The 18,619-nt window shown below is 64.5% G+C and carries 19 protein-coding genes; 10 read left to right on the top strand and 9 right to left on the bottom strand.

The features are described 5' to 3' along the window. Positions 1 to 56: 56 nt before the first annotated feature. Genes asd through OUY36_RS19540 form a run of 3 tightly spaced genes read right to left on the bottom strand, consistent with a single transcriptional unit; the run spans position 57 to position 3,340 of the window. On the bottom strand, positions 57 to 950 hold the full coding sequence (gene asd, locus OUY36_RS19550) for an archaetidylserine decarboxylase (protein WP_267935612.1): 894 nt from the start codon (positions 948 to 950) through the stop codon (positions 57 to 59). Positions 951 to 961: 11 nt separating this feature from the next. Further along, on the bottom strand, positions 962 to 1,777 hold the full coding sequence (locus OUY36_RS19545) for a rhodanese-like domain-containing protein (RefSeq protein WP_102838782.1): 816 nt from the start codon (positions 1,775 to 1,777) through the stop codon (positions 962 to 964). Between the two features lie 48 nt (positions 1,778 to 1,825). Then, entirely contained in the window at positions 1,826 to 3,340 is a 1,515-nt protein-coding gene (locus tag OUY36_RS19540; protein WP_253749097.1) for an HDOD domain-containing protein, read from the bottom strand. A gap of 164 nt (positions 3,341 to 3,504) precedes the next feature. Between OUY36_RS19540 and motA the strand changes: the two genes are divergently transcribed. Both motA and motB read left to right on the top strand, forming a co-directional pair. Then, on the top strand, positions 3,505 to 4,356 hold the full coding sequence (motA, locus tag OUY36_RS19535) for a flagellar motor stator protein MotA (RefSeq protein WP_267935607.1): 852 nt from the start codon (positions 3,505 to 3,507) through the stop codon (positions 4,354 to 4,356). 9 nt (positions 4,357 to 4,365) lie between these two features. After that, on the top strand, positions 4,366 to 5,367 hold the full coding sequence (motB, locus tag OUY36_RS19530) for a flagellar motor protein MotB (protein ID WP_152481821.1): 1,002 nt from the start codon (positions 4,366 to 4,368) through the stop codon (positions 5,365 to 5,367). Positions 5,368 to 5,382: 15 nt separating this feature from the next. On the opposite strand, the gene rsgA is transcribed toward motB, so the two are convergent. Beyond that, positions 5,383 to 6,414, bottom strand: a complete 1,032-nt coding sequence (rsgA, locus tag OUY36_RS19525; protein WP_110775709.1) for a small ribosomal subunit biogenesis GTPase RsgA — start codon at positions 6,412 to 6,414, stop codon at positions 5,383 to 5,385. Between the two features lie 117 nt (positions 6,415 to 6,531). On the opposite strand from rsgA, the gene OUY36_RS19520 reads away from it, so the two are divergent. Then, complete coding sequence (locus tag OUY36_RS19520) at positions 6,532 to 7,335, top strand: class I SAM-dependent methyltransferase (RefSeq protein WP_267935604.1); 804 nt, start codon at positions 6,532 to 6,534, stop codon at positions 7,333 to 7,335. Between the two features lie 28 nt (positions 7,336 to 7,363). Beyond that, positions 7,364 to 7,906, top strand: a complete 543-nt coding sequence (gene orn, locus OUY36_RS19515; RefSeq protein ID WP_267935602.1) for an oligoribonuclease — start codon at positions 7,364 to 7,366, stop codon at positions 7,904 to 7,906. Positions 7,907 to 8,064: 158 nt separating this feature from the next. Here the strand turns inward: orn and OUY36_RS19510 are convergent, their stop codons facing one another. The 3 genes from OUY36_RS19510 to OUY36_RS19500 all read right to left on the bottom strand — a co-directional run bounded on the left by OUY36_RS19510 (position 8,065) and on the right by OUY36_RS19500 (position 10,932). Then, on the bottom strand, positions 8,065 to 8,706 hold the full coding sequence (locus OUY36_RS19510; protein ID WP_063540836.1) for an oxidoreductase: 642 nt from the start codon (positions 8,704 to 8,706) through the stop codon (positions 8,065 to 8,067). A gap of 19 nt (positions 8,707 to 8,725) precedes the next feature. Beyond that, the gene (locus tag OUY36_RS19505; protein WP_267935599.1) at positions 8,726 to 10,399 is read right to left on the bottom strand and encodes a C13 family peptidase; all 1,674 of its coding nucleotides are present in this window, start codon (positions 10,397 to 10,399) and stop codon (positions 8,726 to 8,728) included. A 77-nt stretch (positions 10,400 to 10,476) separates the two neighbouring features. Then, positions 10,477 to 10,932, bottom strand: coding sequence for a MaoC family dehydratase (locus OUY36_RS19500; protein WP_125867088.1), 456 nt, complete (start codon positions 10,930 to 10,932; stop codon positions 10,477 to 10,479). A gap of 191 nt (positions 10,933 to 11,123) precedes the next feature. On the opposite strand from OUY36_RS19500, the gene OUY36_RS19495 reads away from it, so the two are divergent. Genes OUY36_RS19495 through OUY36_RS19485 form a run of 3 tightly spaced genes read left to right on the top strand, consistent with a single transcriptional unit; the run spans position 11,124 to position 12,797 of the window. After that, on the top strand, positions 11,124 to 11,486 hold the full coding sequence (locus tag OUY36_RS19495; protein ID WP_102838773.1) for a CidA/LrgA family protein: 363 nt from the start codon (positions 11,124 to 11,126) through the stop codon (positions 11,484 to 11,486). Beyond that, positions 11,483 to 12,202: an LrgB family protein gene (locus tag OUY36_RS19490; protein WP_063540840.1), complete on the top strand. Its 720-nt coding sequence runs from the start codon at positions 11,483 to 11,485 to the stop codon at positions 12,200 to 12,202. Before OUY36_RS19495 ends, OUY36_RS19490 begins: the two co-directional genes overlap by 4 nt. Positions 12,203 to 12,212: 10 nt before the next feature. After that, positions 12,213 to 12,797, top strand: a complete 585-nt coding sequence (locus tag OUY36_RS19485) for an LON peptidase substrate-binding domain-containing protein (RefSeq protein WP_125867085.1) — start codon at positions 12,213 to 12,215, stop codon at positions 12,795 to 12,797. A gap of 79 nt (positions 12,798 to 12,876) precedes the next feature. On the opposite strand, the gene OUY36_RS19480 is transcribed toward OUY36_RS19485, so the two are convergent. Together OUY36_RS19480 and OUY36_RS19475 are read right to left on the bottom strand one after the other, a co-directional pair. Then, entirely contained in the window at positions 12,877 to 14,634 is a 1,758-nt protein-coding gene (locus OUY36_RS19480; protein ID WP_267935594.1) for a bifunctional alpha/beta hydrolase/class I SAM-dependent methyltransferase, read from the bottom strand. A 171-nt stretch (positions 14,635 to 14,805) separates the two neighbouring features. Next, positions 14,806 to 16,125: a bifunctional DedA family/phosphatase PAP2 family protein gene (locus OUY36_RS19475; RefSeq protein WP_110775727.1), complete on the bottom strand. Its 1,320-nt coding sequence runs from the start codon at positions 16,123 to 16,125 to the stop codon at positions 14,806 to 14,808. A 192-nt stretch (positions 16,126 to 16,317) separates the two neighbouring features. Here OUY36_RS19475 and OUY36_RS19470 point away from each other — a divergent pair, with 192 nt between their 5' ends. Genes OUY36_RS19470 through rsfS form a run of 3 tightly spaced genes read left to right on the top strand, consistent with a single transcriptional unit; the run spans position 16,318 to position 18,617 of the window. Further along, positions 16,318 to 17,583, top strand: a complete 1,266-nt coding sequence (locus OUY36_RS19470; RefSeq protein ID WP_102838769.1) for a glutamate-5-semialdehyde dehydrogenase — start codon at positions 16,318 to 16,320, stop codon at positions 17,581 to 17,583. Beyond that, positions 17,583 to 18,242, top strand: a complete 660-nt coding sequence (nadD, locus tag OUY36_RS19465) for a nicotinate-nucleotide adenylyltransferase (protein ID WP_110775731.1) — start codon at positions 17,583 to 17,585, stop codon at positions 18,240 to 18,242. The genes OUY36_RS19470 and nadD overlap by 1 nt, the downstream gene beginning before the upstream one ends. A 15-nt stretch (positions 18,243 to 18,257) precedes the next feature. Then, complete coding sequence (rsfS, locus tag OUY36_RS19460; protein WP_110775733.1) at positions 18,258 to 18,617, top strand: ribosome silencing factor; 360 nt, start codon at positions 18,258 to 18,260, stop codon at positions 18,615 to 18,617. Positions 18,618 to 18,619: the final 2 nt, after the last annotated feature.

The raw sequence follows: 18,619 nt of genomic DNA, 5'->3' as shown, positions 1-18,619 counted from the left end.
TGGTGATATTAGCCGACATTCGGCAGCGGCTGGCGGCCGAACGTCGGTTGGGGCCGTTAGAGCTGGTCGAGCGGCTCGGCGATCACTGCGCTCGATTCCGCCTGCCCCAGGGCCTGGCCCATGCATACGGGACTAAGCGGGCCGAGCTGCTCGGCCCAGCGAACACGGTCCGGACCGAACAGCAGGATGACGGTCGAACCAAGCTTGAAGCGCCCCATCTCCGCACCCTTTTCCAGGTGGATCGGTGCGCGCGCGGTTTCGTCGTAACGGAAGGTCCGGAGGCTGCGCTTGGGCGGCGTGACCAGTCCGGCCCAGACCGTTTCGATGCTGGCAACGATCATCGCGCCGACCAGCACCATCGCCATCGGCCCATGCTCGGTGTCGAACAGGCAGACCACCCGCTCGTTGCGCGCGAACAGCTCCGGTACCCCCTGGGCGGTAACGGTGTTCACCGAGAAGATCCGTCCCGGTACATAGACCATCTCGCGCAGCGTGCCGCTGACCGGCATATGCACACGGTGATAATCCTTGGGCGACAGGTACACGGTAGCGAATGCGCCGCCCATGAACGGCGCCGCGCGCTCATGATCGCCGCCGAGCAACTCCATGGCGCTGAAGCTGTGCCCCTTGGCCTGGAAGATGCGGCCCTGCTCGATGCGGCCTAGCTGGCTGATGGCCCCGTCGCAGGGGTTGAGGATGGCGCCAGGCGTGGTATCTAGAGGGCGCGCGCCATCTTTCAACGCGCGGGTAAAAAAGGCGTTGAAATGTTCGTAGGCCGTAGGTTCTTCCGTCTGGGCCTCGCGCATGTCGACTTGGAAATGGCGGACGAACCACTTGATGAAGGTGTTCTTCACCCAGGGCAGCCGGCATTCGGCCAGGCAGCCGGCCAGTCGTGAGATCAGGTGATGCGGCAGCAGATACTGGCTGGCGACGAACAGGCGTTCTTTCATGTTGGTCCTTTTCATTGCTGCACCGGGGTGTCAGGCAGGTTGCCCCATTCGGCCCAGGAGCCGGCGTAGCCTTTGACGCGCGGATAGCCCAGCGCCTTGGCTATCAGGTAGGTGAGGCCTGAGCGATGGTGGGTTTGACAATGGGTGATGATTTCCTTCTCCGGCACGATCCCGAGTGCCCGCAGGTGCTCGGCGATGTCCTCGCGGATGCGCAGCGAACGTGCTGGGTCCATGGCGGCGGTCCACTCGAAGTTGACCGCCCCGGGGATGTGGCCACCGCGGGCGGCGAACAGCTTTTCGCCGCGGTATTCAGCCGGTGAGCGAGCGTCCCATATAGCCAGGTCGTCCGCGCCGAGGCGGCTCTCGATGTAGGTGCGGGTGGCGGTGGGTGCTTCGTCGAGCGTCAGGCTCGGGTGGCCGGCGGCGGCCGCGGGTACCTGCTGGGTGAGTGACCGACCCTCGGCCAGCCAGGCGTGCAGGCCGCCGTTGAGGTAGTGGTAGTGGTGATGGCCGATCACATCCAGCAGCCAGACGAAGCGCCCGGCCCAGCCGCCGCCCTCGTCGTCGTAGACCACATAGACCGCGTCGGGGCGATGTCCCAGTGCGCCGAACAGCTGCTGCAGCTGCGCGATGTCGGGAAGCAGGCCGGGCGCTGGCGGTTGGCCGAGCTGGGTCTGCTTGGGGTCGACGAAGCGAGCACCCAGCAGATGGCCTTCGGCATAGCGAGCGGCGCTCGTCAGATCGACCAGAATCAGTTCCGGCGCATCGAGGCGAGCGGCCAGATCGGCAGGCTCGATCACCAGCGGCAGGTGGGAAAAGACGGACACGGCGGGCCTCGACTCAGTCATGGAAGGGACGAAGTCTAGCGAAAAAGATCAGCCCCCGCGCCTGCTGAAGTTGCTCAGTGCGCGCTCGATGCACTGGGATGTTTTAACGAATGTTTGCAGTACCGCGTCCGACATGGGCGCGCCGTTCTGATCGGCAACGATGAGCATCAGCACTCGCCCGTCGACTCCCAGCGAGCGCAACAGCAGGTGCTCGCCGGCGAACAGTTTCTTGAGCGTGCCGGGCAAGAGGGCCGAGAACTGCGCCATGTTGGATGGTTGCAGTCGCAGCTGGGCAGGTTTTTCCAGCAGGCGCCGAACAATCTGGCTCTGCTCCGGAGCGAGCGTCAGGCGCGCGGCATCGGCAGGCAGGCCGTTGCCCTGCTGGCTGACCAGGCGATTCTGCTTGCGGTCGACCAGCATCACCAGTGAGCGCTGAAGGCCGGCGCAGTTCAGTGCGCGGCTGGCTGTGGCAGTCAGTTGCAGGATGTTGCTGAACGGTGAGGGATCGCCCAGCAGGCGGCGACATTGGTCGCGCCACTCTGCCAGGTCGGCCGCGCTCGGGATCGGTGCTTCGCGCAGGGTCTGGAAGCGGCTGCCGGTTGGCCACAGCAGGCCCTGGGCCGGGTGCCAGAGGTCGGTCGGGCCGAACTCGCGGGCACTGATGACCGCTTGCTGGTGCACCATCTGTTGCATCTCGTCCAGCGGCACCTGCAGGTACAGTCCGGCCAGCCGCTGCCAGCGCAGGCTGTGCACGCCGCTCCAGCTGTGGTGTGCCGATAGCGCCAAGCCGTTGGCCAGCACGATGGTGTTGCTCGGCAATGTAAGCCAGCGGCGTAGCTCGGGGTCGGCGTCGAGCATCTGCTGCTGGTGCAGCGGGTGTTCGTTGTCGTGGGCGATATGCAGGGCTCTGATCAGCCGGCGCCGATCGGCACCGAGCAGGCGATAGCCCTGAGCGATCCAGTCGGGTAGACGCCAATGCTCGGCAAGCCTGAGGCACAGCTCCAGCAGGGAAACGCCGAGCAGTTCGCGCTCGACGCGGCTGGCTGGTTCGCCCTTGACCAATACCCGCTGTTCCCAACTTTCCAGCAGATGCGGATAGGTGCCGATCAGTGCCCAGGCCGGCGCCAGAAACAGCAGGCTGCCCCAGTGGATGTCCTGCCACAGCCGGGCCAGGCGGGCGGCGAACAGTCCGTTGGCCTGCTGGCTGGCATGGCGGCTGATCAGTACCAGTTGCCGCAGCGGTCGCGGCATGTCGGCCGCCTCCATCGCCGGAATGCGCGCCAGCAATGCTTCAGCGCGCTGCACGCCGATGCGGCTGAGTGCGACCTCCAGGCTTTCGGCCGGCTGGCCATCGCCGATGCCGCGGTTGGCCTCTTGAATGAAGCGCAGCGCCAGCACCGGGCTGTCCTGGATGAGCTCGGCGATCTGCCGCATCGACTTGCTGCTGTCGCGCAACGCCAGGCGAACCCGTTCATGAACGGCGGCAAAGGCGGGCAGGGGAGCATCGTCGAGTGCCTTGATCCAGGCGGGCAGGGTGCGTGGTAGCGGGGGTGTGGTGGTCATGGCCGAACTAGCTTTTCATCGGGATGGCCTTTAGTCTGGCGCAAAAGTTCCGATAACCAGAACAATTCTTCCAACATTCCTTCTGCAAGGCCGTACGGCGGGGTTTTGCGGCAGTTGTTGCCGCAGTCCGAACGGCTCGTAATCAGGTTCCAGACGTACCTCCTATGGTCAAAATCATCGGCATCATCGTCGTGTTCGCCAGCGTGCTGGGCGGGTTCGTACTATCCGGCGGCAAGATCGGCGCGCTCATCCATCCCTTCGAGGTGATGATCATCGGCGGCGCGGCGCTGGGTGGCTTCCTGCAGGCCAACCCGGGCAGCACCACCAAGATCGTTTTCAAGAAGTCGCTGAAGATGTTCAGCACGCGCTTCACCAATACCTATTATCTAGAAGTGCTCAGCCTGCTCTATTCGATCCTGAACAAGAGCCGCCGCGAGGGCATGATGGCCATCGAGGCCGATCTTGAGGATCCGGCCGCCAGTCCGCTGTTCAGCAAGTACCCCGGCTTCCTGCAGGACGAGCGGATGACCGCCTTCACCTGCGATTATCTGCGCATCATGTCCTCCGGCAACATGGCGCCGCACGAACTCGAAGGCTTGTTCGACATGGAGCTCAACAGCCTGAAGGAAGAACTCGAGCACCCATCTCACGCCGTCAGCAAGGTCGCTGATGGTTTGCCGGCGATGGGTATCGTCGCGGCGGTACTGGGTATCGTGATCACCATGTCGATCCTCGCCGAGGCGGATAACGCCATGATCGGCTACAAGGTCGGCTCGGCGCTGGTCGGTACCTTCCTTGGCATTCTTGCTTCCTACGGATTCTTTGGGCCGCTGGCCGCGGCGTTGGAGCACGACGCCAAGGAAGAGCTCAACGTCTACGAGGCAATCAAGGCGACGTTGGTCGCCTCGGCCTCGGGTATGCCGCCGACGCTGGCCGTCGAGTTCGGCCGCAAGGTTCTCTATCCGGCGCACCGCCCGAGCTTCTCCGAGCTCGAGCAAGCCATGCGTGGCAGCTAAAGGTTCGCCATGGACAATACCCAACCGATCATCGTCAAGCGGGTCAAGAAGGTCGCTGGCGGTCATCACGGTGGCGCCTGGAAGATCGCCTTCGCCGACTTCGCCACGGCGATGATGGCGTTCTTCCTTGTGATGTGGCTGATGAGTTCGGCCACGCCGGAACAGAAGAAACTCATCTCCGGCTATTTTCAGGACCCCATCGGGTTCACCGAAAGCGCCAGCCCCCATGTCATCGATCTGGGCGGCACGCCGACGCCTTCGCCGGACCGCACCCTCAATCCCGAGCTGGAGCCGGCGCAGAGCGAGGCGCAGATCGACGCCCAGCAGGCCGAGACGTTCGCCGAGCAGATCGAGCGCGAGCGGCTGGAGTTGCTGCTGCAGGAACTGCAGAACAAGGTCGACGAGAACCCCGAGCTGCAGAAGTTCAAGGACCAGATCCTCTTCGAGATCACCCAGGATGGCCTGCGCATCCAGATCATGGATGCCGAGAACCGACCGATGTTCGCCCTCGGCAGCGCCCAGCTGCAGCCTTACTTCGAGGACATCCTGCTGGCGCTGGTGGACACCATCGCCGCCGTGCCGAACAAGATCAGCATCAGCGGACACACCGACGCCAAGCCGTTTTCCGGGCGCGGCGATTTCGGCAACTGGGAGCTATCGGCCAGCCGCGCCAATGCCGCGCGCCGCACGCTCGTAGCAGGTGGGTATCCCGAGGAGCAGATTGCGCGGGTGGTGGGCTATGCCTCATCGGCACTGTTCGATCGCAAGGATCCGTTCAACCCGGTGAACCGTCGCATCGATATCCTGGTGCTGACAAAGAAGGCGCAGCGTTCGATCGAGGGCGAGCAGCCCGGCGCGCAGCGCGACGATGAGGGCGGTGCGGTGCCTGCCCAGTCTTCGCCCGGCGCGACAGCACCCGTCGAGGAGCCGTTGCAGCCCGAACAGCTGCGCGAGCGGCTGAACATCTTCGAAGACGGGGTGCTGCAATTCGGCCAACCCGACGGTCGCTGACCGGCCGGGATGAACTCAGTAGTCCGATTCCGGCAGGCTGCTGAGAATATGTCGATAGCTGGCCATGCGCTGTGGCTGGATACGCCCCTCTTCCAGAGCCTTGAGCAGCGCGCAGCCCGGTTCGCGATCGTGCTTGCAGTCGCGGAAACGGCAGTGCCCGAGTAGATCCTGGAATTCGATGAAGCCTGCTTCCACATCGGCGCGGCTGACGTGGCCGAGGCCGAATTCGCGAATGCCGGGTGAGTCGATCAGCTCGCCGCCGCCGGGGAAGTGGAACAGCCGCGCGGTAGTGGTGGTATGCGTACCCTTGCCGGTCATTTCCGACAGCGCGCCGACACGGGTGTCGACGCCCGGCAGCAGGCTGTTGACCAGCGATGACTTGCCGACCCCGGATTGCCCGACGAACACGCTGACGTGACCGTCGAGACGCGCCTTCAGCTCGTCCATGCCGGCGCCGCCATGGGCCGAGACCTCCAGCAGCGGATAATCCAGCTGGCGATACACGTCCAGCAGGCGGTTCAGTGCTGCCTCGTTCTGCTCGTCGATCAGGTCGGCCTTGTTCAGCAGCAGCAGCGGCGCGATGCCAGCGTGCTCGGCTGCGATCAGATAGCGATCGATCAGGTTGGCGTGCGGCTCGGGAAGCGGGGCGAAGACGATGACGATCAGGTCGACATTGGCCGCCACCGGCTTAAGCTGGCCACGCATGTCCGGCCGGCACAGCTCCGAATGCCGCGGCAGCTGCGCGACGATGACGCCGATGCCCTGGTTGCCCGGGCGCCAGACCACGCGGTCGCCGGTGACCAGTGCCGGCAGGTTGGCCCGCAAGTGGCAGCGGAACACCTGCCCGCTGTGTTCGCCCTCCAGTGCCTCGACCTCGACCTGTACGCCGAAATGCGCGATGACCAGCCCGGTCTGTTCCGGGCCGAGGTCGCCGCCCTCCAGCTCCTCGAGGGCACGGCTCTCACGGCGTGCGGCACGGGCGGCGCGCTCTTCCTGGATCTTCTCGATACGCCAGCTCTGCCGGCGGTTGAGTTGGCGTTTGGCCATGGGTGGGGGTTGTCTCGCAGTTTTGGTGGGCGAGTCTAGCATGCCGGCTGGCTGCGGCCTGTATGGCGCGTCGGCAGACGGTTAGACTGGCCCGCCCTGGTTCGACGATCGCTGACCATGTCCGCCACCACGCTTACCCGTTTGCCTGTTCTGCGCGCGCTGCTGGCCCAGTTGCTGGCGCTGCTGCTCGTCTGGCTACTGGCGTTCGGCTTGGCCTGGGGCTTTGCCGTGCGCCCGGGGCTGATCCCCACCGCGCTCGCGCAGGGCGCTCTGGCCGCACTGATCGGGGCGCGACTCGGCCTGTCGGTCTGGTGGTTGCCGATCAACCTGCTCTTCGTGCCTGGTCTGCTGCTGTCCGGCGACCTGAATGTACCGGCATGGGCACCGCTGAGCGGCCTCGCGCTGCTCTTGTTGCTCAACTGGAACGCCTTCGGTGAGCGGGTGCCGCTCTACCTGACCGGCTCGCAGACCGAGCGCCGGTTGCGTGCGCGGCTGGCGGTGCTGCCGAACGATTTTCGTCTGATCGATCTGGGCAGTGGGCTGGCCGGTACCCTGGTGCGGCTGGCACGGGCATATCCGGCGGCTCGCTTCGTCGGAGTGGAAACCGCACCGCTGACCTTCGCCCTGTCCTGGCTGCGCTGCCTGCCACGGCGCAACTGCCAGGTCCAGCCGCTCAGCCTGTGGCGCGTCGATCTCGGCGAGTACGATGTTGTCTACTGCTTCCTTTCACCGGCGCCCATGGCGGCGCTGTGGGAAAAGGCGCAAGCGGAAATGCGCCCCGGCGCGATGCTGATCAGTAACAGTTTCGCGGTGCCCGGCATGGAGCCGGCGGAGGTGCTGTCGATCGACGACTGGCGCGGCTCACGCTTGCTGATCTGGTACCCGGCCGGCCCACCTGACGACGCCGGCGCGAGCGGCTAAACTGCGCCGCACAGCCAAGGAGCCCCTCATGCAGAACCCGCAGAACCTGATCTGGATCGACCTGGAAATGACCGGTCTGGATCCGGACAACGACGTCATCATCGAGATGGCCACCATCGTCACCGACAGCCAGCTCAACGTGCTGGCCGAGGGACCGGTCATCGCCGTGCACCAGAGCGACGAAGTCCTTGCCCGCATGGATGAGTGGAACACCCGCCAGCATGGCGGTTCGGGGCTGACCCAGCGTGTGCGCGAGAGCCGGATTTCCACGGCGGAGGCCGAGCGCCTGACCCTGGAATTCCTCGAGCAGTGGGTGCCCAAGGGCAAGTCGCCGATCTGTGGCAACAGCATCTGCCAGGACCGTCGTTTCCTCTACCGACAGATGCCGACGCTGGAAGCCTACTTCCACTACCGCAATCTGGATGTCTCGACGCTCAAGGAGCTGGCAGCACGCTGGGCGCCACAAATCATGGAAGGTTTCAAGAAGGCTGGTACCCACCTGGCGCTGGACGACATCCGCGATTCCATCGCCGAGCTGCGGCATTACCGCGAGCACTTCATCAAGGTATGAGCGGCCACTAAGGCTCGCGCAGGCTCGTTGGGTGGATCGCGCGGCGCCGATCCGCCCGGCCGGGCGAGCCGGAAGTAAAGAGCGACATCAGTCCTACGCCTGCGAGCCGGCAGCAAGCCGGCCCTCGCGACGATCACGGCCAGAAGTCCGGCCGAAAGCTACTTGCCCAATTTGCGCAGTTCGTCCGACTCGACGATGCGCAGGCCGTCGCCTTCTTCCAGCGCCAGGCGCCAGAGCGCTCGCGCCAGCGTGCAGGCCTCGATTCCGTGGTACTTGCCTGGAAGCAGCTGCGACAGCGGCGCGGCGATGCGCTCGCTCAGGCGCGACTCCAGGCGTGGGCCGATGAGTTGCGAAGGGCGCGCGATGGTCAGTTGCGGCCAGTCCTGCTGCTGTAGTGCGGCCTCGGTCTCGCCCTTTACCTTGAGATAGAAGATCGAGCTGTCCGTGCTGGCGCCCAGTGAGCTGATCACCAGCAGATGGCGGGCGCCCATTTCCTTGGCGCGGCGGGCGAATGCCAGCACCAGGTCATGATCAATGGCACGGAAGGCTTCCTGGGTGCCGGCCTGCTTGAGTGTGCTGCCCAGGCAGCAGAAGGCCGTGTCGATCGCGCCGCTCAGAGTTGGCAGCACTGTTAGCAGCTCGCCGACCGGGTTTTCCAGGCGTGGGTGCGCGGCCAGCGGCTTGCGCGTCGGCGCCAGCACGCGTTCGACGGTGGGTTCGTTGAGCAGTCGATCGAGCAGGTGCTCGCCAGTGAGTCCGGTGGCGCCGGCAAGCAGAATGCGCTGTGGCGTCAAATACATGGTTGTGCTCCTGTGGCGATCATTGGGCGGCGCGCCGCTGCTGCAGTTCCTGCCAGCGTTGGACGACCGGTTCCGGCGCCCATAATTGCGGTTCCGATGCCTGATAGTCGTCGGCCTGCTCGCGTTCGGCAACCTTTGCCGCCGCCAGCGTGAAGGCCTGCACGATATCGTCGGTTTCCTGCAATGCTTCGGCGAACAGCGCGCGGCCGAAGTAGGTAAAGTCGCTCTGCTCGGAGCAGCCGAACGACACCCGGTCGGCACGCGCGGCAGTCATGATCAGCGTCTGCTGATTCTTCAGCGGCTCGATGAAACCACCGGAGTAGCAGGCGGATATCACCACCACCGCCTTGCGCCCGGCCAGCGGCGTGAGCAGTTCGGCAAGATCGCCGGCGGGCAAGTCGTCCAGGCTCAGACGCGGCTGGCTCAGCACCAGTTCGTGCTCGGCCGAGCCGTGGCTGGTGAAGTAGAGGAAGATCAGGTCTTCCTCGCCGCTGCGCTCGGACAGGGCACGGATGGCCCGTGCCAGGTTCTCCCGGGTCGCCAGCGGGCGGTCGGCCAGGTGGTCGCGATGGTTGACCAGGCTGAGCTGGCCGCGGGCCTCGAAGCGCTCGGCCAGCAGCCGCTGCACGTAATCCGCTTCGCGCATGAACACGCTCTGACGACCGTCGCCGGCGAACGTCAGCGTATAGAGTTCGGCCGCCGGGGTGGATGGCGGTAGTGCCTCGATGGCGCTGTCGAGCAGGTCACCCTGCTCTAGCAGGGCGATCTCCAACGGGTCGGGCAGGGCGTGACCCTGTTCGTCGCGGATGCGCCGGCCGTTGCGCCAGGTGCCGCGTAGTTCGCGGCCTTCGGTATCGGTCAGCGCACCCTCGCCGGCGAAGCGTCCCTGGCGGAAGCCGCCGGTGTAGAAGCTGCCATCGGCACGGTCGAGCCGGCCCTGGCCGTGGTAGCGCCAGCCGCGGAACTGGCCGACGTAACGGCTGCCATCGCTGGCGAGGTGGCTGCCGGTGCCACTCAGTTCGCCATGGACGAAGGTACCGCTCCAGACGTTGCCGTCGCTGTCCTCGTAGCGGCCCTGGCCATGGAACTGGTCATTCTCGAACTGGCCGCTGTAGCGTTCGCCCTGGCCGGTCACGTAGCTACCTTCGCCGTTCAGGCTGCCGGCGCTGAACTCGCCGCTGAGCTGGCCATCGACGTCGCTGCGGGTACCAGGACCATCCGGCTGGCCTCGGCTGAACTGGCCCTGATGGACGTAGCCATCGGCATACTCGAGCTTGCCTTGGCCGTGGTAGAGATTGTTGCGGAACTCGCCTTCGTAGACCGTGCCGTCCTGGCTGAAACGGCCGTGGCCGTGCATGCGACCGGCCTGGAATTCGCCTTCGTAGACGCCGCCCTCGGCGTAGCTGAAGCGGCCGAGGCCGTCGAACAGGCCATGCTTGAACTCGCCCTCGTAGCGATCGCCGGTGGCGCCGTTCCAGGTACCGAAGCCATGCCACTGGCCGTCCTTGAACTCGCCGAAGTAGTAGCTGCCGTTCGGGTAATCGATACGTCCGCTGCCCTGCAGCAGGCCGTCGACGATCTCGCCGCGGTAGCGGCCGCCGTCCGGCAGCACTCCATCGGCAGGGGTGAGAGGCTCGCCCTCGCCGCAGGCGGTGAGCAGACCGAGTAACAGGAAGGGAATAAGACGCAGCATGCGGACATCCGCTCAGGCAGGACGTCCGCAGTATGCCGCAAACCGGGCGGGCTGCGACAATCGCGCAGGGTTGCCGCTCAGAGGACGCACAGAGCCAGGGTTTCGGCGATGTAGGCCGGTTTCTCCGAGCCTTCGATCTCCATCACCGCGCGCGCCTTGAGCAGCCACTGGCCGGGATTCTTCTCGTGGGCATCGATCAGCGTCAGCCCCAGCCGCACCCGCGAGCCGACGCGTACCGGCTGGATGAAGCGCAGGCTGTCCAGGCCATAGTTGACGCCCATCCGCGTGCCCTCCGGAACCACCATCAGGTCACCGGAGAGCATCGGCAGCAGCGACAGTGACAGGAAGCCGTGGGCGATGGTGCCGCCGAATGGGGTCTGCGCGGCCTTCTCGGCGTCGACATGGATGAACTGGTGGTCACCGGTGCAGTCGGCAAACTGATCGACACGCTGCTGGTCGATGGTCAGCCAGTCGGAGTGACCGAGTTCCTTGCCGATGAGGTCCTTCAGTTGTGCGACGGGTACCTGTGGCATGAATCCTCCGGGTTGTTCTTGTGATTGCAGGATGGGCGGCCAGGGGCAGTGGGCGACTGCACCGGGGCTAGATCAGCACGTGCGCCAGCCACTGCAAACCAGCATCGGCAGCGCGAATGGCCCGTCATAGCGCCGCGCAGGCAGCTGGCAGCATTGGCCCTTATACTGTCCGCATTTTGCAGGAGGCTCCCATGCTGCTAAGAGGCCTGACCTGGCTGGTCGCATTCCAGCTGCTTGGCACCGTGCTGAACGTGCTGTTTCTGCCCATGCTGCCAGGCCCGATCATTGGGATGGTGCTGTTGTTCGCTGGTCTGCTGGCGCGTGGCAGGGCAAGCGAATCGCTTCAGCTGGCGGCGAGTAGCCTGCTGCGCTATCTGCCGCTTCTGCTGGTGCCCCCGGCAGTGGGTGTGATGGCCTATACCGAGGCGATCCTGGACGATTTCTGGGCCATCATCGGCGTGCTGGTGATTTCGCTGGTGATCTCGCTGGTCTTCACCGGTTGGCTGATGCAGGCGCTGATCCGGCGCAAGCAGCGCCGTCAGGAGGGGGCATGATCGAGTTGCATTGGTATGCGGCCTGGCAGGCGCTGATCCACCATCCGCTGTTCGGCGTGGGCATCACCCTGGCGGCGTTCCAGCTGGCATTTGCCGCCTACGAGAAGACTCGCTGGGTGTTTCTACAGCCGGTGCTGGTGTCGATGGCGCTGGTGGTCGGCATCCTCTTGGCATGCGGTATCGCCTACGAGGAGTACCGCATCAGCGCCCAGTGGCTGACCATCCTGCTTGGGCCGGCCACCGTGGCCCTGGCCGTGCCGCTTTACCTCAACCTGCGGCGCATCCGCGAGCTGTTCGGGCCGATCGTGGTCACCCTGCTGGTCGCCGGCATATTCGCCACGGCATTGGGCATGGCCCTGGCCTGGGCGTTCGGCGCCGACGAGATGATCCTCATGACCCTGGCGCCGAAATCGGTGACCTCGCCGATCGCCATGCTGGTCGCCGAACAGATCGGTGGCGTTGTGGCCCTGGCCGCGGTGTTCGTGATGATCACCGGTGTGCTCGGCGCGATTATCGGTCCGGAACTGTTGCGTCGGTTTGGCGTTCAGCATCCTGCAGCCCGCGGCATCGCGCTGGGGCTGACCGCTCACGCCGTGGGCACGGCGCAGGCGCTGCAGGAAAGCGACGAGTGCGGTGCTTTCGCGGCCCTGGCCATGAGTCTGATGGGGGTACTGACCGCGGTGCTGTTACCGTTGGTGGTCGCCCTGCTGCTGTGATGGAGTCCGCATGAGATTGCCGCTGTTCCCGCTGGATACCGTGCTGTTTCCCGGTTGTGCGCTCGAATTACAGATATTCGAGGCGCGCTATCTGGACATGGTCAGCCAGTGCTTAAAGGCTGGTCATGGCTTTGGCGTGGTGCACATTCTGGATGGTCGTGAAGTCGGCGCGGCGCCAACGGCCTTCGCCAGCATCGGCTGCGAGGCGCATATTCGCGACTGGCAGCAATTGTCCAATGGCCTGTTGGGCATACGCGTGGAAGGCGGGCGACGCTTCGATGTTCAGTCGTCCGAAGTGCAGGACGACCAGCTGACCGTCGCCCAGGTCGCCTGGCGCGTTGAGCCCGCCCTGCAACCGCTGAACGAGCGGCACGCCGACCTGCTGGTACTGCTCGAGGCGCTCGGTCAGCATCCGATGGTCAAGACGCTGGGGCTCGGCGGCCCCGTCGACGATCAGGCCACCCTGGCCAATCAGCTGGCTTACCTGCTGCCATTCGAGGCCACGCAGAAGATCGAGTTGCTGAGGCTGGACAAGCCGGATCTCCAGTTGGAGCAGATTCAAAGCCTGCTCGAGCAATTGCAGGACGGGGCTTAGGCCTGACGCCCCGAGTGTTGGGCGACTTGACCTGGAGCCGCACCGGCCAATTGGTGTCGCTAGAAAAGGGTCGGCTTTGTCAGTGCGGCTTTTGTGCCAACGACACCGTAAAGATCCCCCAATCGTCTATGCGCTGGGTGATTTTAACCAGGCCTGCCGCTGCTACCAATTGGTCCATCTCTGCTTGGGTACGCCGCCGCATCACCCATGCCTGTCCATCTCGGTGACTGGTCAGCACTCGGGCGATGAGATTCAGCTGTGGGTGCCAGGGTTGTCCTGTGTAAACGATGTAACCGCCCGGTTGCAGTGCTTCGGCGATGCCGGCCAAAGAGCGGCTGATCATCTGATTGTCGCCGAACAACTCGTAGAGTCCCGATACCACTACAAGCGTTGGGCGCGGCGAGAGTGAGGCCAGACTGGCCTGATCGAATGCGTCAGCCTTGATGAACCGAGCGACGTCTTCGAGACCCTTTGCCTGGATCAGGGCGCTACCATCGCGTACGTTGATGTCGCTGTAATCGCGTAGAACAATCGAAGCAGGGCGCTCTTCGAGACTCTGTACTGCCTCAAGAATGTAGCGACCGTGGCCGGCAGCGATGTCTACGATATGTACTGGCTGATCGGTGCTTCGCAGCCGACTTATCGCTCCGCGTAACAGCTCTTCTACATGCGCTTTTCTCGGGCGTATTGCTCGCCAGCCTATGGAATTCAAATAGAGCTGGTCGATCTTGCGCCCTAGCAGGGTCAGGCCTGCTGGTTCGTTTCTATAGACATAATCGAGCGTGCTGCCGGAATCGAAACCGGTCTCGAAGCCGAGCTTCATTCCATGGGAAAGCCGGGCACCAAGGCGCATTCCTGCACGCATGGCGCGCCAGTAACATTCTTGTATTGAGTTTGGGGCAACAGGGGCGGCCAGTGCTTCTGCTTCCGCACGCATCGGGCCGATTCGGTCCGCATCTAAGAGCGATGGAGGTGCCGTTGGCGTTTCAAAGTTGTGAAGAATGAAGCGACGGGCCTGGCTTACTGCCCGTTCACGATCTCGCTCACCAAGCGTGTCGTGAAAGAAGCCGGGGAGAAGGTGTTTTTCTTTCCGTAAGCAGCCGAGTCTTTCGAAAAACATCACCTGCGGTTTGCGCTCGACGACGAAGTCTGCGCCTGAGATGAGGAGCTGCGTCGGGATTTGGATCGCCTGCGCATCTGCAACCACGCGCCGCGCCGCTTCATGCAGTCCAAGGAGCATGTTGACGGAAATGGCCTTGGTAATAAGCGGGTCCTGCTGATAGCTCTGAATCCGCGCGGGATCGTGAGTCAGGAAGCGTGCCTTGACGTAGCTGTCAACGAAGAAGTTGCCGCGAAATGCTCGTATCAGCCTCAAAGCCGCCCGTGCGAACGGTACGTACAGCTTCACGCTGAACGCCGGTGAGGCCAGTATCAGCGCGCGAACTTTGGGCGCATAGTCGTGGGCCCATGTCGCAACGACAACCGCCCCTACGCTTTGCGCAACAATGGCTAAGTTCTCTTCGTCGAAGTTGTGGGTCGAGCCGATATGTTCAATGAACGTTTGCACATCTCGCACGCTCGTTGCGAAGCTCGGGCTGTCTCCGCGAACGCCAGGCGACAGACCGTGCCCGCGCGCATCCCAGGCGAAGAAATCACAGTCAGGAAGGTCGAGTTCATCAACGAGGTGGGCCAGTCGACCCGAATGCTCATGTCCTCGATGGAACATTACGACGGCCCGCCTTTTCGTTGTCTCTACCGACAAGAGCGCGGGCCAATGGCGGTAGGAGAGTGCTACGGCATCGTGGCTGCTGAATGTTAGAAGGTGTGACTCTCGCATCGGTCTGATCCTAGTTCCCTGGACACTTATTGAGTTATCCGAAACTCAACGTTGGAAGGTTGCTCGCGCTAGATGCGCACCTAACCACCGGTGGTGTGATATGCGCAACGACACGTCACACATTCTTGGCTCGTGCCCAGAAAATAGCGGATCACACCTTCGCTAGAGTGCTCACTGATACCGATACATCTGCATCGCGGCCGGCAGCGCCCAGGTGCTGAACGTGCCGATCAGTCCCAGGCAGGCGGGCAGGATCAGCCACCATACCTTGGCTGGTAGTGCTGCCATCGGGGCGCGCCATTGCACCAGGGTCAGGCTGAGTGCGCAGATGCTCGCCGCGAGCAATGCACCGGCGGTGACGTCGGTCATCCAGTGCACCCCCAGGTAGACCCGTGACAGCGCGATCGCCGTGGCCGGTAGGCTGGCCAGCACCAGCCAGGCCAGGCGTAGGCGCGGCGGCTGGTCGCGGCCGGCGAGCACGCCGAGGGTGAGAAAGAAGGCGAACGCGGCCGAGCTGTGTCCACTGGGAAAGCTGTAGCTGCTCAGCGGCTCCATCAAGACCTCTGGTCGGACGCGGGCGAAGGAGGCCTTGAGCGCACCGTTGGCCGTGGCCGTGCCCAGCAGCGTGAGGATGGAAAAGATTGCTGCACGCCACTGGCGTAGGATCAGGAGCAGCACGCACAGCAAGACACCGGCCCAGAGCTGGGTGTGGAAGTCGCCTAAGCGGGTGATGACGACCATGATGCGATCGAGCACGCTGCTGCGCTCGCTCTGGATTACCTCGAGCAGTCCTTCGTCGAGCTCCTTGAAATGTGGCCAGCCGAAAAACAGCCCGAGCAGGATCGCTACGCTGACTGCTGCCGACAGGGCACTGACCCAGCGCAGCTGGCGCAGGCTGCCGTACGCGGTACAGGCGGCCAGAGCCAGTAGGCCGCCGGCGACGATCGCCGCCTCGCTCCAGAAACCTTCCTGCAGCGGCAGGCGCATGGCCGCGCCAGCGCTCCAGCCGGGCAGCAGATAGGCCATCGACCAGCCAGCGGCGGCACACAGGCTGACCAGCAAAAAGCGGCCGAAGGGCATGTCGAGCATGCCGGCGGTCATTGGTAGCATCGGTCGCAGCGGCCCAATGAAGCGGCCGACCAGCAGGCTGGCAACGCCGTAGCGCTGGAAGTAATGCTCGGCGCGCAGCAGCCACTCGGGGTGGTTGCGCAGGCCGGGCAGGCGACGTATGCCCTGATGGTATCGGCGGCCCAGACCATACGAGAGCAGGTCGCCGATCAGGCCGCCGATGAAGCCCAGCAGCAGGGTTTCGCCGAGCGTGAGGACGCCGTTACCGGCCAGCAGGGCGATGGAAAAGGTCAGTACGGTACCCGGGATCAGCAAGCCGACGACTGCCAGGCTCTCCATGCAGGCAACGAGCAGCAGTGCCAGGCCCAGCCAGTGTGGGTGGCTTGCCAGCCATTGAGTAAGGGGGTCGAGCCACTGGCCCATGCATGCTTCCTTGGATCGGGATCGCCTTTCGACCTGACGAAAGGGCGGCGGGTTTCCTGTGCGCCGATAATACCCCGCTGGTGTCATGATGAACGGGCGCGATCAGAGCCCTTTCGCCCAGGCGTCGCTGTGCGTAGGCTGCCGGGACGGCTATAATCAGCCGCTTTCCCTTCAGTCAGGCCAGCTAGATCCATGACCGAGTCCGTACTCGACTACATGACCCGCCTGGGCCGCGCCGCGCGCGAGGCCTCGCGGGTGCTCGCGCGCGCCAGCACGGCGCAGAAGAATCGTGCCCTGCAGGCCGCCGCCGCGGCGCTCGACGCTGCCCGCGACGAGTTGGTGCGGGCCAATGAGCTGGACCTGGCCGGCGGTCGTGCCAATGGTCTGGACGCCGCCATGCTCGATCGCCTGGCGCTGACGCCAAAGGTGATCGACGGCATGATCGAGGGCCTGCGCCAGGTCGCCACGCTGCCTGATCCGATCGGCGCGATCCGCGACATGCGTTACATGCCATCCGGCATCCAGGTCGGCAAGATGCGGGTGCCGCTGGGCGTGGTGGGCATCATCTACGAATCGCGGCCCAACGTGACCATCGACGCGGCCAGCCTGTGCCTGAAGTCGGGCAACGCGACCATCCTGCGCGGCGGCTCCGAGGCGATCCATTCCAATCAGGCGATTGCCCGCTGCATTCAGCTCGGCCTCGCCGAAGCCGGATTGCCGGCTGCTGCCGTGCAGGTGGTGGATACCACTGACCGCGCCGCGGTGGGCGCCCTGATCAGCATGCCGGAATATGTCGACGTGATCGTGCCGCGTGGTGGCAAGGGCTTGATCGAGCGCATCAGTCGCGACGCCCGGGTGCCGGTGATCAAGCACCTGGACGGCATTTGCCACGTCTATGTCGACGTCGCGGCGGATGTGGACAAGGCCATCCGCATCGCCGACAACGCCAAGACCCAGCGCTTCGCGCCGTGCAACACCATGGAAACGCTGCTGGTGCACCAGGGCATTGCCGAGCAAGTGCTGCCGCCCCTGGCCGCCATTTATCGCGACAAGGGCGTTGAGCTGCGTGGCTGCCCGCGCACGCGAGCGCTACTCGGCAGTGATGTGCTGCAGGCCAGCGAAGAAGACTGGTCCACTGAGTACAACGCGCCGATCCTGTCGGTCCGCATCCTCGACTCGCTGGACGAGGCGATCGAACACATCAATCGTTACGGCTCGCAGCACACCGATGCGATCGTCACGGAGAACTTCACCGACGCCCGTCGCTTCCTCACCGAGGTCGATTCGGCATCGGTGATGATCAACGCCTCGACCCGCTTCGCCGATGGCTTCGAGTACGGGCTGGGGGCGGAGATCGGTATCTCCACCGACAAGCTGCACGCGCGCGGTCCGGTCGGCCTGGAAGGGTTGACCAGCGAGAAGTACGTGGTCTTCGGCGACGGTCACGTCCGTACCTGATGAATCACGCAGGCGGCGCCCGGCGCATCGGCATTCTCGGTGGCACCTTCGATCCGGTGCACATCGGCCACCTGCGCGGCGCGCTCGAAGTGGCCGAGATGTTCGGGCTCGACGAGCTGCGGTTGATACCCAATGCGCGGCCGCCGCACCGCGATACGCCCAATTGCTCGGCACAGGATCGCCTGGCGATGGTCCGCCTGGCGGTGCAGGACCTGCCGCCGCTGTGTGTGGATGCACGGGAGCTGGAGCGCGAGAGACCGTCCTACACCATCGATACGCTGATTTCCTTGCGTGCCGAGCTCGGTGCCGACGACCAGCTGCTGCTGGTGGTGGGCTGGGACGCCTTCTGTGGTCTGCCCACCTGGCATCGCTGGGAGGAGCTGCTCGACTACTGCCATATCCTCGTGCTGCAGCGGCCGGATGCCGGCACCGAGGCGCCGCAGGCACTCCGTGATCTGCTCGCGGCGCGCAGCGTGACCGATCCCCAGGCGCTGTGCGGTGGGGCAGGGCAGATCGCTTTCGTCTGGCAGACGCCGCTGGAAGTATCGGCCACACAGATTCGCCAATTGTTGGCCAGCGGCAAGTCGGTCCGATTCCTGGTTCCCGATGCCGTACTGGCTTATATCAACGCGCACGGACTGTACCGGGCGTCGAACTGAGGTTGTTTTCACGTTATGCAAACTGAAGCTTTGGTCCAGCTGGCGGTCGCCGCCCTGGAAGATCTGAAAGGCCAGGACATCACCACCATCGATGTCCAGGGCAAGACTAGCGTCACCGACTACATGATCATCGCCAGCGGCAGCTCCAGCCGGCACGTCAAGTCGCTGGCCGAGAACGTTCTGGAGAAGGCCAAGGAGCAGGGCGTGCGCCCGCTCGGCAGCGAAGGTCTGGATGGCGGCGAATGGGCGCTGCTCGACCTGGGTGATGTGGTGGTGCATGTGATGCAGGTGCCGACCCGCCAGTTCTACGACCTCGAGCGCCTGTGGCAGGGCGCCGAGCAGAGCCGCGCGCAGCACGCCCACGACGCGGAGTAAGC

It is taken from the genome of Stutzerimonas sp. R40042 (genome assembly GCF_026642215.1).
Taxonomy (GTDB): Bacteria; Pseudomonadota; Gammaproteobacteria; order Pseudomonadales; family Pseudomonadaceae; genus Stutzerimonas; species Stutzerimonas frequens.
The sequence above is the reverse complement of the archived record's forward strand: the minus strand, read 5'-3'. Positions and strand labels throughout refer to the sequence as shown.